Below are 13,684 nucleotides of genomic sequence, written 5' to 3'. Positions count from 1 at the left end.
ATGCCCTATTCATATCACAGCCTGAACAACTAATTTAATGTTGTCCAGGCTGTTTTATGTTGCAGTTGCACCAATCAGGAAAGACGCAACAGCGATTTGCCGATCCATAGCATGGGCGCAGGATCTAATATAGTTGTGCTTCCTGAATCATCAGGTAATACACTTTTTAATTTTTCAGCTTTCTGTTCCAGCTCTTTTTGTTTTTGATCATATTGCTTCTGATTCTGCGCTTTTTGGTCTTCGTAATTTCTGCGCATAATATCTTCTTCCTCCTTGATCTTTCTTTGCTCCCGCTCAATAATTTCCTGAGATGATTCGATTCTTTCCTTACGGGCTTCCAGATCGGGCTGTGTACGTTCCAAGCCATCTTTAGTCATAATATACTCCGTATCATACTCCCAATTCAGTGTGGATCGTATATTATCAAAATCATCTAGGTTATCCAGATTATCCAGCGCGTCCATATCAAAATCATTCCAGTCATCGTCCCACATACGGACATAGAGCTGATTGTCACGCCGACGATTGGCATGTACTTCAATTTTCTTCCCTACAGGGATACCTATTATTACCAGTACATATTGGTTGCGAAACTTACTGATCTTATCAATGGTAATGGCACAAGGCACAATTAACTTTTCACCCTGCTGAACAATCTGCGCGGTCCTGATGGCCGCAGCCCGGTTATCAGCATCTTCTATTGACCGCCCATTCGACAACTTGATCATAGAAACGGTAAAGCTATCTGTTGCAGAAGGTCGCAGGATCAAACGGGTGTTATTTACCCTGGCAGAATCCCCTAAAAAACGAACGGACTCGCCCGCCACAAACCATCTTCTCTGATAGTTATAGAATGCCGGCTTTCTATCCAGTTCTATACTGAGCTTATCTACTTTTGCATTGACCATTGGAACAGCTGTTATAACTGGTTGGCTTACAAATCTAAAATCTCGATAAACTGAATTAAAAAACAATCCGCCTGCGATAAGCCCGATCACCAATAAGACAATAAAACCGATCCTCAATCCCGGACTGCTTTTGGCCTTCATAAGTCGGCGGATAATCCAAGTGATAATTGCCAGGACAGGCATCCATACCAACAAAATTACGGCCACCCAGCCATAAGCATTTTGCCAATAGCCAGAGATGATATAATCCTTCAATGGAGAAAAACCAAAGATGCCAATACCTGCGGCAATCAACCCACCAAGTATTCCTACCAGAATACAACCCAACACAAAATAGGCGAAGATCTTGCAAATAAGCACTATTATGTCTCCAAGAGTTGAACGTCTATGCGGTGTTACCATCACCGGCTCAGTAACCCCATGCTGGCTCATTGTTTTTTTTTTACCGTCTTGCAGGTCCTCCTGAACAGAAGACTTAATGTTATTTAAATCAACAGACTCACCTTTCATGGAAAGTTTATCGGAAGCTGTAATAGCCGGTGGTACGACAATCCATAAAATAATATATAATGAGACAAAGAAAAAATTGATGCCGGGAAAGAAAAATCCACCAAAGTGAATATTTGTAAAAGCAGACAGTGGAAAACTAAAAAGTGCACCGACTATAAAGATCACCTTGGGTACCCATATACTGACGTCAAAATAACTGGCCAGGCCTGCACACACACCTCCAATGGTTTTATTGGACACGTCTCTGAAAAGCTTGCGCTGCGAGCTACCAATAACCTGTACGGCTGAACTGGGCACGCAGATCCATAATATAATATAAACAAGCAGCCCTGTACCATAAAAGATCAATAGCAGTAAGGCAATCAACCTGACAATGGTCGGGTCGATTCCGAAGAAATTGGCTATTCCGGAACAGACACCTCCGATTTTCTTATTGTTCTCGTCTCTGAATAACTGCTTTGTACGTGCTGCAGCAGCTGAAAAAGGAGAAGAAGTATCTGCGCCAGGCCTTCTCGAAGAAGAATCTTCTTCTTTAGCGCTGCTACCCGTCTGCTGATGTTTCCCACTGCCGCTGATTCCGGCGTCTGCAAGATCCGCCTGTTCAAAATCCTGTGGCCGGCCAATTGAATGGATGATAGCGTTCAGGTCTTCTTCTGTTACACAGGGTTGTCCCTTTTTGATCACATCGGCGAAAAGCTCAGAGATCCTGCTTTCTATATCGTTAATAATCTCTTCGTGGCCTTCCTCCTCAGCGAAATGCAGGCGCAGGCTTTCAATATAGTCCTTAAGCTGGTCATAAGCCACCTCTTCGATCATGACCACCCGGCCTTGAAAATTAATATTAATGACTTTTTTCATTTCCTGATTTTTAATAATTTAAAAATTGTTATGCGTTATCTGGTTAACTGCAAATGAGAGTTCTTTCCAGGTTTTTTCCAGTTCCTTTAAAAATTCCAGTCCTTCGGGGGTCAGCGAAAAATACTTGCGCGGTGGTCCCGAGACGCTTTCGACCCAACGATAGGTCAGCAAATTGGCATTTTTAAGTCTTGTCAAAAGAGGGTACAATGTTCCCTCCAGAATTTGCAGGTCGGCTTCCTTCATACTGGCGGCGATATCACTGGGATACGCCTCCGCTTGTTTGATGATAGATAAAATGCAAAATTCCAATATGCCCTTGCGCATCTGACTCTGTGTATTCTGAATATCCATATTGAAAATTTTAATAACAATACAAAGATAAGCAGGAATCTAATACTATGCATTACATAGTACCTTATATAAAAACATTTATTTTTTAATTAACTATATTTTCTTTATAATAAACATTTTAAGAAAAATAAGAAAAACCAGAGCGACAGACTTACACATTTATTTAACATTACAGCGCCTAAAATCTGTTTAAAACTGGTGACCAAAGTTCACTTCTGGACAATATATTATCTTTGCGGGCTATGAAAATTTTAATGGTCTGTTTGGGCAATATTTGTAGAAGCCCACTAGCGGAAGGTGTCCTGGAATACTTGGTGGAAAAATATGGACTGGACTGGAAGGTGGATAGTGCCGGGACCAGTAACTGGCATGAAGGAGAACCCCCTCATCACCGGTCTGTAAAAATCGCTAAAAACCATGGGATTGATATTTCCACACAACGGTCCAGACCCTTTACGGCCGGTGACATGGAGCAATTTGACCATATCTATGTAATGGATAGCCAAAATTATCAGGATGTCAAAGGAATTGCCGGCAAACTTTGGAACCCGTCTAAAGTTGACTTAATTTTGAACGCATCTCTACCAGGAAAAAATAAATCTGTACCAGATCCCTGGTTTGAAAATACTGATAAGGCTTTTGAACATGTTTACAGCCTTTTACTGGATGCATGTGAGGTATTAATCAAGCAGCTTCAACAAAATAACTAAACCGAATTAATTTATTTACATACATGAAACCATCTTTGCCACAAGGGACCCGTGATTTCTCTCATGAAGTGGTGCATAAAAGGCAGTATATTCTTCGCAAGATCAAACAGATTTTTGAACTATATGGTTTTCAGCCCTTGGAGACACCGGCCATGGAAAACATCGACACGTTGATGGGGAAATACGGAGAAGAAGGGGATAAGCTGATCTTCAAAATCTTAAATAACGGCCTGGACAATCCCAGTAAGGAGGATAAAACCCGCCAGGCTATGGAAGAAATCCTGGCTGGAAAATGGAGTAGGCAGCTGACAGAAAGAGCCTTGCGCTACGACCTTACCATTCCATTCGCCCGTTATGTGGCTATGAATCATGGCAGCCTGTCCTTTCCTTTCAAACGATATCAGATTCAGCCGGTCTGGCGGGCGGACAGACCACAAAGGGGGCGTTACAGGGAATTTTATCAATGTGATTGTGATGTCGTAGGCAGCGCCTCGCTCATTAACGAAGTAGAATTGATCCATATCTATGACCAGGCCTTTAAAGCATTACAGATTCCGGTCAGCATTCAGATTAATAACCGAAAGATCCTGGCAGGTCTTGCGGAAGCCTGCGGCAGCACAGATCAGTTAACAGATATAACAGTAGCTATCGATAAATTGGACAAAATCGGGCTGGATAAAGTCAAGGAAGAATTGAGGGCCCGTGGCCTGGGAGAGAAGCAGATTCAGATTATAGAACAATATCTGCGGATCGGGGGTAGCAATGAGGAAAAACTGTCCAGTATTGAAAAATTATTATCCGGCAGCGATCAGGCTGCTAAAGGTGTTCAGGAGCTCAGGTATTTGCTGGATTTTACGAAAGACAGTATCAATGCGGTGCAACTGGATTTTACGCTAGCCCGTGGGCTCAACTATTATACTGGAACTATTTTTGAGATAAAAGCCAGTACGGTCAAAATGGGCAGTATTGGCGGGGGCGGAAGATATGATGACCTGACAGGATTATTTGGCGTTTCCGGCATTCCGGGCGTAGGCATTAGCTTTGGTATTGACCGGATTTATGATGTTATGGAGGAGTTAGGACTTTTTGAGGGTAAACTTAGCCAGGGAACCGAAGTCTTATTCTTTAATCTGGGTTCCTATGAGTTGGCAGGAGCATATCCACTGATTCAACAATTTAGAAAAGCCGGCATTCGTACTGAATTATACCATGAACCGGTAAAGTTTGATAAACAGTTCAAATTTGCAGAAAAAAAGGGAATTCCTTATGTAGCCATTGTCGGCTCAGAAGAGATCACCGATAGAAAAATAACGATTAAACACCTGTCTACAGGCTGGCAGGAGCGTTTGGATAGCACCGACATTGATAAAATTGTTCAGACCCTTCATAGTCCTAAATAGGTAGAAGTCCATTAAAAAATACATTATGAGAAAATTGATTTACTCCTCAGTCGCGTTTTGTTTATTGCTGGCCGCATGTGGCCGCAGAAATATCCCATCCAAATCAGCAGAAGGGAAAAAACTGCACCCTAAAGTGACACCGGACAGAGAAAGACCGGGCCATGAACAATATGTCAAAAGGGCCACTGTCATTGATTCAGCTCAGGTAGGCAAAGTGGGAATGCCAAAAGATCAAAATAGAAACAACAATCAAGGCAAAGTAATCACTGATTCTTATGGCCGTAATATTGATTCTTTGAATGCAATTGCCAACACTGATGCAAATACCTCCGCAGACAGTGCAGCGGCAGCAACACATTATTTAGCAGAACCTGTCGTCGTTATTGACAGCAGGGGCAACCTGATGATCGATACCCTGAATCTGCCTCCGACGGTATCTCATAATCTGGATTCTCTAAATCAGACCATTCGGGCCTTTACACCCGATCAGGCGAAAAACCTGGCCTACCGTTTCAAACAAATCCCGCCAAGAGTGCTATTTGTACCTGATAATCTGGCCAAAAAAGGCCGCAAGGGGTATTATTATAAATACAACGATAAGTTCTGGTACTGGAAAAAAGCAGATGGCTATTTCTACCTAGACGAGAATTATTATAAATGAGTTGGCTGATCAAAATTTGTGACGCAAAAAAAGGCTGATCCGAAATATTCAGGTCAGCCTTTTTTTTGTTGTCTACCAATCAATGATTGATCTTTAAGAGTTCAATCTCAAAGATCAGCGTCGCACCCGGCGGAATCGCTTCACCGGCTCCCCTGTCACCATAAGCCAGATCGGAAGGCACATATATTTTCCATTTAGCCCCTTCATGCATCAGCTTCAATACTTCTGTCCATCCTTTGATTACCTGGTTTACATCCAGATCAACCGGCTCACCCCTTTTATAGGAATTATCAAATTCAGCTCCGCTTATAAGCATTCCTTTATAATTCACTTTTACATTACTGGTATCCGTAGGCATGCCACCGGTGCCTACCTTCATAACCTCATATTGTAATCCATCAGGCAATGTCGTCACTCCCGGCCTGGTTTTGTTTTTCGCTAAAAACGCTTCGCCTGCCTTTTTTGCACCGGCTGCTCTTTGTTCCGTAAAACGCTGATCAGCTTTCATGAGTATTGAAGCGATCTGTTGATCAGAGAAAAGGATACTGTCTTTATTAAAAACCGCATCCACCGCCTGACCTAACAGTTTAGAATTAATCGCAGAGGCTCCCTGCTGCTGGTAAAATTTAGCCAGGCTCAGCCCTAAGGCATAACTAATCGTATCGTTAAAAGTCGAGAGTGCCGGAACCGCTTTAATATCGGCAGACGTAACTGTTTTAACGGCGTTCTTTGCGGTCTGGGCCTGAGCCATTTCTACCGACACCAAGGAAAATGCCAAACAACTGCAGGAAAGAATCAGATTTTTGCGCATAAAAATTAAAATTTATAAAACGCGAATGTAATTGATTCGGTTAAACTATTTTTGTAATTCCTGTTAATTTCGTATCTTATCAGTATAAGACCATTTTTGGGAAAAATATATTCAATGAAATCACTTTTAACGCCTGGGCAGGTCAACCTTACGATTCAAAGGCTCGCACATCAGATTGTGGAAAACCATCTGGATCTTGACAGTACTGTTCTGATCGGCTTGCAGCCTCGTGGAATTTTTGTCAGTAACCGCATTGTTGAGGTGTTAAAAACAATTGTCGATAAAAGTAAGATCCGATATGGTAAACTCGACATCACTTTTTACCGGGACGATATCCGCAGTTCGATTCACATAGCCAATGAAACAGATATCAATTTCAGCATCGAAAATAAATCCGTTATATTAATTGACGATGTACTTTGGACAGGCCGTACAATAAGAGCCGCACTGGATGCTTTACTGGATTTTGGCCGCCCTTCCAGCGTAGAACTATGTGTGTTGATTGACAGACGCTTTAGCCGGCAACTTCCAATACAGCCCAATTATATCGGCCGCTCCATCGACACCTATAACGACCAGAAGGTGAAAGTCTACTGGGAGGAAAAAGATGGCAAAAATGCTGTTGAACTGCTGAGCGGGGAGGAGGCAGCTCAGTCATAGTGCCAGTATTACAGGTGAATGACCTCAAATAGTAACAGGCATAGCGCCAGGGTCAGTAAAATGACCAATACTGTTTTATATCTGTTCCAGAACCATCTTTGCTTTTGTTGTTGGAGGTATTGTATGATTATATCCTCCGGTAAGCCAGGCAGCCTCTTGAGATCCTCAAGGATCATAAGCTGTTCATTTTTAGGAAGGTAAATTAGCAGATCCAAACAATTCCCGGTAATCTGGCGGCTCAGCATTGTATTATTCTCCTTTTCGAGGATCACCAGGTGATAGGCCGAAAATAGTTGTTGCAGTTCCTCAAAAACAGCATCGGTGTTCATTCGATAAGGGTCCGTTTCTGATAGCGCTTTTTTCATATGCTCCAGCTTGATGAGCAGTAATTCGGCACTAAAAAAGACCGTCCCCCCAGACTTAAATTTGCGGCCGGCAGTCTCAAAGTTGCGGTGATAATCCGCACGGGAAGTTTTATCTGAAAGTACCTGATAGGCTTCATTTATCTCAGCAAATACATACCCACTGGCAAGATCTTCACTGTTTTTATCCGGATGATAGATAAGCGCCAGGCGGCGGTAGGCCGCCTTGATTTCAGCACCACTTGCCGAAGGGGACACCCCCAGAATCTGATAGTAATTTTTCCCTTGCACGCTGCAAAAATAATCGTTTCAATTTTTATGGTTACGCTAACGATCCCCTGGCATTTGCATATAACTATATTCAAATTTATATATAAATAAATATAAAATAGATATGTATATAATAATATAATTATACCAAGTTACATCCAACAGCTTTTAGCGCTAAATTTAACTATTTTTTGAGCGTTATGCACTGATTTTAATTGTTTTTCCACCTTTTACCCACCACGTGGTTTTTTAGTCATTTTATTAAAGGTTTTAACGTAAGTTCGCAGTCTATAAAAAGCAGTCACAGTGCGTTTAAAACAACTAGAAGTAAAAGGATTTAAGAGTTTTGCCGACAAAACTGTCGTCAATTTTAACCAGGGTATTACCGGCATCATTGGTCCCAATGGCTGCGGTAAAAGCAATATTATTGATAGCATACGATGGGTAATCGGAGAACAAAAGATTTCTGCGCTGCGGAGTGAAAATCTGGAAGCATTGGTTTTCAATGGCAGCAAAAGCAGAAGTGCCAGTGGCCTGGCCGAAGTAAGCCTGACATTTGAAAACACCAGAGGACTTTTACCGGTAGAATTCACTACGGTCACAGTTACGAGAAGATTTTATAAAAACGGAGATAGTGAATACCGTCTCAATGATGTCACCTGTCGGTTAAAAGATATTCAGAATTTGTTTATGGATACCGGCATCAGTACCGACAGTTATGCCATTATCGAACTAGGTATGGTGGATGATATCATCAAGGATAAAGAGAACAGCCGTAGGCGAATGCTGGAACAGGCTGCCGGCATTACCATCTACAAAACCCGTAAAAAAGAGGCTAAACAGAAGCTGGATGCAACCGAACAAGACTTAAACAGAATTGAAGACCTCCTGTTTGAGATCAATAATCAACTCAAGAGTCTGGAGAGTCAGGCCAGAAAAGCAGAGAAGTTCTTTGAGATCAAAAAGGATTACCGGGAACTTTCCATTGAATTAGCGAAAGCTGCGCTGGAAGGCTTCAATTTACAATACAAGGAACTCAACGATCAACAATCATCAGGATCTGAACAGAGAAACCTGCTGGAGTCAGAGGTAGAGGCCCTGGAACAGGCTTACGAAACAGAAAAAGCCAGCCACCACGATCAGGAAAGGGACCTTCAGCTCAAGCAACAGGCTTTCAACGAATTGCAGCAGTCACTCAGAACCAAAGAAAATGACCGTAATCTGGCAGGCCAAAAATTACAATATCTCAAAGAAAAACAACAGGGCCTGAATGATTTCCTGGCGCAATCAGAGGTGAAAGTGGCTACGCTGGAAGAGTCCATCGAATTTACCAAAGAGCAGCTGGAGGAAGCGGAAGGTACTCAAGCAGCTCTCCAGGAAAAAGCATTGGATGCCAAAGATAATATAGAGGATAAAAGGATCATCTTTGAACAGAAACGTGAAAAAGCAGAATCATTACGTACGGGGCACCTTGCTGTCCAACGCAATCAGTTTGACGCAGAAAAGAAAGTAGCAATTGCAGATACTTCTATCCAGAATCTAACCCGTTCGCAGGCGCAGATTTCAGAAGAAATTATCCATCGTAAAGATCAACTTAGTTTGCTGACTGTAGAACTTGAAGAAAGGCAAAGCCTGCTTGAGTCACAAAAGGATCAACTGGAAATCATGCAAGAACAGCATGAATCGGCCAAAGCGGCGATCTTCTCTACCCAGTCAGAACTGGAAGAAATGCGTACAGAGCTGGCGGAAGAGACCAGAACGCTGGATGCCAAACGCAATGAGCATGATTTGCTCAAAAGTTTGATTGATTCCATGGAAGGTTATCCGGAGAGTGTAAAATTCTTGCATAATAATAAAGATTGGGATCATCAAGCGCCGATCTTGTCCGATATCATCTATGTAGAGGAAGACTATCGCGCGGCCCTGGAGAACGTCCTTGAACCTTATCTGAACTACTACGTAGTAAAAGATATGGAGCAAGGTCTGCAGGCCATTTCATTACTGGATGAGCATAAAAAAGGAAAAGCTAATTTTTTCCTGTTAGATAAAATCCGCAGCTATGAGTCTTCGCCGGAAGCACTTCCCAATACCGTTCATGCAATGGATGTAATAGAGGTAGATGAGCCGTATGAAAAGCTCGCTGCTTACCTATTACAGCATGTCTATATCTCAGAAGATAGTTCCGCATTCAAAAACGCAGATATCACCTCCGCGGTGCTGCTCGATAAAAACGGTAAATTTGTCAAAGGCAAATTCACTTTGTCAGGCGGGAGTATTGGCTTATTTGAAGGAAAAAAAATCGGCCGGGCAAAGAACCTGGAAAAACTTAGTGACGAGATCGTATTTCAGGACGCGGTGGTCAGCGCCCTCAAAACTGAAATTCAGAAAAAGCAACAAGACGTATTGCGTTTCAATGAGCAGTTAAAAGAAAGGGAAATCAAAGTTGCAGAAAACGAGATCAATCAGTTATCCAATCAGATTTTTGCAACACAGAACAAAATTGAAAATCTTCAGGCATCACAGCAAAATGCGACGACGCGGCTGGAAGAAATTGAAGCCAAGCTGGAAGAGGAAAAAGAAGCAATCTATTCCACACGCGAAGGTTTGGATGAACTAAACAAAAACCTGAAGCAACTCTCTGAGGAGATACAATTAATTCAAAAGGACTATTATCAGGCAGAACAGGATTTTAATTTTGCTTCCGCCAGCCACAATGACGTTAACTTACAGTTGACCCGCCAGCAAAGTAAGATTGATGCCCTTAAACAGGAATTGGTCTTTAAAGAGAATCAGCTGCTTGAACTCAGAGAGCAGGTAAAATCCAATGCGGAGCAATTACAGCACTCCAGTCAGGAAATTGAAGAAGCGGATGAGCTTTTACAGGATGCTATTCAACTGGTGGAAGATCTCACAGAGAAAAAAGAAATTGATAAAGAAGCGCTGGAAGTCGCCGATAGAAATTTTTACGGTATTCGTACCGCCCTTGAAAAACAAGAAAATGAGATTCGGCAAAAGACGAAATTAAGAGAACAGCTGGACATGCAGCTCAGCCAGTTAAAGGATAAACTCAATGAGTTGAAATTGCATTTGGCTGGCATGAAAGAACGTCTCAATGTTGAATTTAAGGTGGACCTGGACGTCATATTGGATGAACCGCGTCAGACGGAAATCCCTTTGGAGGAGTTACAGGCCAGCACCGAAAGGCTCAAAAAGCGACTGGACAACATGGGAGAAGTTAACCCTACTGCTATTGAAGCTTTTACAGAGATGAAAAAGCGCTATGAGTTCATTCTGGAGCAGAAAAACGACTTGGTGACTGCCAAAGAAAGTCTGATTCAAACGATCCAGGAAGTGGAATCAGCCGCTAATCAGCAATTTTTGTCTACCTTTAATCAGGTAAGAGAGAACTTCCAGAAAGTATTTAAGGCGCTATTCACGGAAGAAGATACCGCCGATATGGTATTATTGGATCCAGAGAATCTGGCAGATACCGGCATTGACATTATGGCAAAACCTAAGGGGAAACGCCCGTCATCTATCACACAGTTGAGTGGGGGAGAGAAAACGCTGACAGCTACAGCATTGCTTTTCGCTATCTATCTGATCAAGCCGGCTCCTTTTTGTATTCTGGATGAGGTGGATGCCCCGCTGGACGATGCCAACGTGGGTAAATTTACACAGATGATCCAGAAGTTCTCTGAAAATTCACAGTTTATCATTGTTACACATAACAAACAGACCATGAGCGCTGTGGATGTAATCTATGGCGTGACAATGCAAGAACCAGGGGTGAGTAAATTGGTACCGGTAGACTTTAGAAACCTGAATTAATTTAATTACAATCTCGGTGAGAGCGCTTTGATGGCTGATTTTGTTGAACATAAAAAACACCGGATATGAAAAAGACAGCAATAGTACTAATGGGCATTTGCCTCGTATTTTTGGCAGCAGGGTGTGGTACAACCAAAAATGCAGATTTGGAAAAACAAGCCTTATTACATAATTGGATTTTAGTTACCAAGGACGGAAAAGACCAAATGGGCTGTAATGTAAAAAAGCCATTGAATATCACTTTTTCTGATAAAGGCGTAAATGGCTATTCAGGTTGTAACAACTTTTTCGGCCCTTTTAAAACCACCAAAAAACATCATATCAAATTAGGACCATTAGCTTCTACCATGATGGCTTGCGTGGGCGAAGACTGCGGTAAAATAGAAGTTGGGTTTATTCGGAATCTGGATCTGGTTAACAAATATAAAATCACAGCAGACCATTTATACTTATATCAGGATACTCAGTTACTGCTAACTTTCAGAAAATAAAATTAGCCTGATTGCAGTTTCATTCAAATAGATCGATAGGGTGCTTCATTGACAATCTAAGTCAAAGCGCCCTATTGATATTTTATACTGAAAGGAAGATTCTTATTACTGGTTAGTCTTAAATGAATGAGCGCCTCTCATAATTTCGACGGGATAAAAATTAAATGTTAGAGGTTGCTCTTGCCCATTAATCTTCAACGACAAATGCAGCCTGAATAAATTCTGGCCAATGAGGTGCATGATCCAATCATTCTTCTCCGACAACTCGTCATCTTTCTCCGGATAAAGATCCCTGATCGATAGATGCTTGTCGTTAATTTCAATTAAAAGCAAAGGCAGGATAAAATCCTGTAGGCTTTGATTTTCCGCAATCCTAGAAGGAGATTGTTTTCTCGGATCTGAATTTAACGTTACACCTCCATGTATAATAGCTGAGCTGTCGTTTTCCTGGACCATACTGCTTTTGTTCCAGAGAATTTCGACCGGGCTGCCAGATTTATTTTCCAGGGAAAAATTAATGCGATTATAAACGGGTGTAAAAGTAATCTTTACCCCGCTTTTATCCCATGTGGCTTTTTTGCGTGAATCAGATTCCCGCATAGAAAACTTATATTGATAATAATGGCCATGAACAGCGTCTATCATTCTCTGGGAGCTAATACAGCCCTGTATCAACAGACTGTATATGAATGCCGGCATCCACAAATATTTTATTGACCTTTTCCGTCTTCTGTCAAAAATTTCTCGCATCTTATTTGTCATTAATACTATTCTATCGTGGGAATGAAACGTAAAATTACTTTTTGCGGACCAGTATCCAGCTATTGGCCACTGGCCTGAGTGTTTTACCTGAGGGCCGGTTACGAACCCGATACTGCTGATGCTGCTCATCCCAGACAGCCATTGTCGTAGAGCCGCCACCATCCAGGTTGACCGCATTTTCAGCACCTAAAAAGCGCATCAGTCTACCCAGATCGGTTAAGGAAATCCCGTTACTAAAAGCAGGCTGTCGGCCGTCAACTGTTACCAGCCAAACCGTTCTTTTGCCCTTTACACCAAATGCTGTTCTTGGATGATGAACGGTACTTAAACTACTTCTATTTTGGGGCAGGAGTTTTCTGTTCTTCAACAAGACGGCTCGGGCTCCCAACGCTTCATTCAGCTCCTTTTCTTTCTTTTTAAATAAAACAGAATCTCCTATAATCACTTTACCCGACTTTAAAACCCCGACAAAATCCACCATCGTCTTGTCAACACCTTTAATCATCCTGCCCTCCTTGATAACCGGCCCAAGGGGAATACCATTTTTCATATTAAAGAAGTCGGCATTGACACCTGCAATTACCAGACGATCTTTCCTATTCTCTGCCTGCATCTCATCGGTGACGATCTGCCGTCCGAAGTCATCCTTATCATCAGGTGTGGCTGCTTCCAGCATAAGATGTTTTTTCTTCAGTCGCGCCTTCAGTACCTGCACAACAACGGGCTTGCTGTCCCGATCCAGATAGGTTATTTCTCTGGCTTCAGTATGTGGGCCTGGTAGCCAGCTGCTATCCTCTAAAACTTTAGTGGCGGGCAGTCCGATATACTTTTGAGCATCTGCCCACCCCATCATAATAAAGAATAAGCCAAAGCTCAACATGGTAGATATCAGATTCCTTTTCATCACGAAACGCATTTTTAATAATAACAGAGTGAAAATAAGATAATTCCACCGGTCGGGACGTTAAATATTCAGATCCTTGGCGCACTTTATGAAAACAACAGAGAAAAACATCCGAAATTTCACAAGTTTTCAATAGTTGAAACAAATATGCAAAATTATGAGACGAGTAACAACTTCGATAAAAGTTAATTCGTT

12 protein-coding genes are annotated in these 13,684 nt (G+C 42.0%); 6 read left to right on the top strand and 6 right to left on the bottom strand.

The genetic code is table 11. The features are described from left to right. Positions 1 to 74: 74 nt before the first annotated feature. Together K9M52_RS15925 and K9M52_RS15920 are read right to left on the bottom strand one after the other, a co-directional pair. Positions 75 to 2,276: a PspC domain-containing protein gene (locus K9M52_RS15925; protein ID WP_224069424.1), complete on the bottom strand. Its 2,202-nt coding sequence runs from the start codon at positions 2,274 to 2,276 to the stop codon at positions 75 to 77. A gap of 18 nt (positions 2,277 to 2,294) precedes the next feature. Beyond that, positions 2,295 to 2,627, bottom strand: a complete 333-nt coding sequence (locus K9M52_RS15920) for a PadR family transcriptional regulator (protein ID WP_224069423.1) — start codon at positions 2,625 to 2,627, stop codon at positions 2,295 to 2,297. A gap of 242 nt (positions 2,628 to 2,869) precedes the next feature. Here K9M52_RS15920 and K9M52_RS15915 point away from each other — a divergent pair, with 242 nt between their 5' ends. The 3 genes from K9M52_RS15915 to K9M52_RS15905 are packed head-to-tail and all read left to right on the top strand — an operon-like array spanning position 2,870 to position 5,398. After that, positions 2,870 to 3,337, top strand: a complete 468-nt coding sequence (locus K9M52_RS15915) for a low molecular weight protein-tyrosine-phosphatase (RefSeq protein ID WP_224069422.1) — start codon at positions 2,870 to 2,872, stop codon at positions 3,335 to 3,337. A 23-nt stretch (positions 3,338 to 3,360) separates the two neighbouring features. Next, entirely contained in the window at positions 3,361 to 4,737 is a 1,377-nt protein-coding gene (gene hisS, locus K9M52_RS15910; protein WP_224069421.1) for a histidine--tRNA ligase, read from the top strand. Positions 4,738 to 4,762: 25 nt separating this feature from the next. Continuing rightward, positions 4,763 to 5,398, top strand: coding sequence for a hypothetical protein (locus tag K9M52_RS15905; RefSeq protein ID WP_224069420.1), 636 nt, complete (start codon positions 4,763 to 4,765; stop codon positions 5,396 to 5,398). A 79-nt stretch (positions 5,399 to 5,477) separates the two neighbouring features. On the opposite strand, the gene K9M52_RS15900 is transcribed toward K9M52_RS15905, so the two are convergent. Further along, on the bottom strand, positions 5,478 to 6,209 hold the full coding sequence (locus K9M52_RS15900) for an FKBP-type peptidyl-prolyl cis-trans isomerase (RefSeq protein ID WP_224069419.1): 732 nt from the start codon (positions 6,207 to 6,209) through the stop codon (positions 5,478 to 5,480). A gap of 114 nt (positions 6,210 to 6,323) precedes the next feature. On the opposite strand from K9M52_RS15900, the gene pyrR reads away from it, so the two are divergent. After that, positions 6,324 to 6,869 carry a bifunctional pyr operon transcriptional regulator/uracil phosphoribosyltransferase PyrR gene (pyrR, locus tag K9M52_RS15895; protein ID WP_224069418.1) on the top strand — a complete coding sequence of 182 codons (546 nt, stop codon included), beginning with the start codon at positions 6,324 to 6,326 and terminating at the stop codon, positions 6,867 to 6,869. 8 nt (positions 6,870 to 6,877) lie between these two features. Here the strand turns inward: pyrR and K9M52_RS15890 are convergent, their stop codons facing one another. Further along, positions 6,878 to 7,522, bottom strand: coding sequence for a J domain-containing protein (locus tag K9M52_RS15890; RefSeq protein ID WP_224069417.1), 645 nt, complete (start codon positions 7,520 to 7,522; stop codon positions 6,878 to 6,880). Between the two features lie 285 nt (positions 7,523 to 7,807). Between K9M52_RS15890 and smc the strand changes: the two genes are divergently transcribed. Beyond that, entirely contained in the window at positions 7,808 to 11,332 is a 3,525-nt protein-coding gene (gene smc, locus K9M52_RS15885) for a chromosome segregation protein SMC (protein WP_224069416.1), read from the top strand. A 65-nt stretch (positions 11,333 to 11,397) separates the two neighbouring features. Next, positions 11,398 to 11,823 (top strand): META domain-containing protein, encoded by a 426-nt coding sequence (locus K9M52_RS15880; protein ID WP_224069415.1) that lies wholly within the window; start codon positions 11,398 to 11,400, stop codon positions 11,821 to 11,823. Between the two features lie 105 nt (positions 11,824 to 11,928). On the opposite strand, the gene K9M52_RS15875 is transcribed toward K9M52_RS15880, so the two are convergent. Together K9M52_RS15875 and K9M52_RS15870 are read right to left on the bottom strand one after the other, a co-directional pair. Then, positions 11,929 to 12,522, bottom strand: coding sequence for a hypothetical protein (locus K9M52_RS15875; RefSeq protein ID WP_224069414.1), 594 nt, complete (start codon positions 12,520 to 12,522; stop codon positions 11,929 to 11,931). Between the two features lie 97 nt (positions 12,523 to 12,619). After that, a complete protein-coding gene (locus tag K9M52_RS15870) occupies positions 12,620 to 13,489 on the bottom strand; it encodes a phosphodiester glycosidase family protein (RefSeq protein WP_224069413.1) in 870 nt (289 codons plus the stop codon). Positions 13,490 to 13,684 lie beyond the last annotated feature (195 nt).

It is taken from the genome of Arachidicoccus terrestris (assembly GCF_020042345.1).
Lineage (GTDB): Bacteria > Bacteroidota > Bacteroidia > Chitinophagales > Chitinophagaceae > Arachidicoccus > Arachidicoccus terrestris.
Note: the sequence above shows the minus strand (reverse complement) of the source record. Positions and strands in the feature narration are given on the sequence as shown.

Bases quoted from the DNA above. Each gene is read 5' to 3' on its own strand.
- K9M52_RS15925 (WP_224069424.1), bottom strand. From the start codon at position 2,276: ATGAAAAAAGTCATTAATATTAATTTTCAAGGCCGGGTGGTCATGATC.
- K9M52_RS15920 (WP_224069423.1), bottom strand. From the start codon at position 2,627: ATGGATATTCAGAATACACAGAGTCAGATGCGCAAGGGCATATTGGAA.
- K9M52_RS15915 (WP_224069422.1), top strand. From the start codon at position 2,870: ATGAAAATTTTAATGGTCTGTTTGGGCAATATTTGTAGAAGCCCACTA.
- hisS (WP_224069421.1), top strand. From the start codon at position 3,361: ATGAAACCATCTTTGCCACAAGGGACCCGTGATTTCTCTCATGAAGTG.
- K9M52_RS15905 (WP_224069420.1), top strand. From the start codon at position 4,763: ATGAGAAAATTGATTTACTCCTCAGTCGCGTTTTGTTTATTGCTGGCC.
- K9M52_RS15900 (WP_224069419.1), bottom strand. From the start codon at position 6,209: ATGCGCAAAAATCTGATTCTTTCCTGCAGTTGTTTGGCATTTTCCTTG.
- pyrR (WP_224069418.1), top strand. From the start codon at position 6,324: ATGAAATCACTTTTAACGCCTGGGCAGGTCAACCTTACGATTCAAAGG.
- K9M52_RS15880 (WP_224069415.1), top strand. From the start codon at position 11,398: ATGAAAAAGACAGCAATAGTACTAATGGGCATTTGCCTCGTATTTTTG.
- K9M52_RS15875 (WP_224069414.1), bottom strand. From the start codon at position 12,522: ATGCCGGCATTCATATACAGTCTGTTGATACAGGGCTGTATTAGCTCC.
- K9M52_RS15870 (WP_224069413.1), bottom strand. From the start codon at position 13,489: ATGAAAAGGAATCTGATATCTACCATGTTGAGCTTTGGCTTATTCTTT.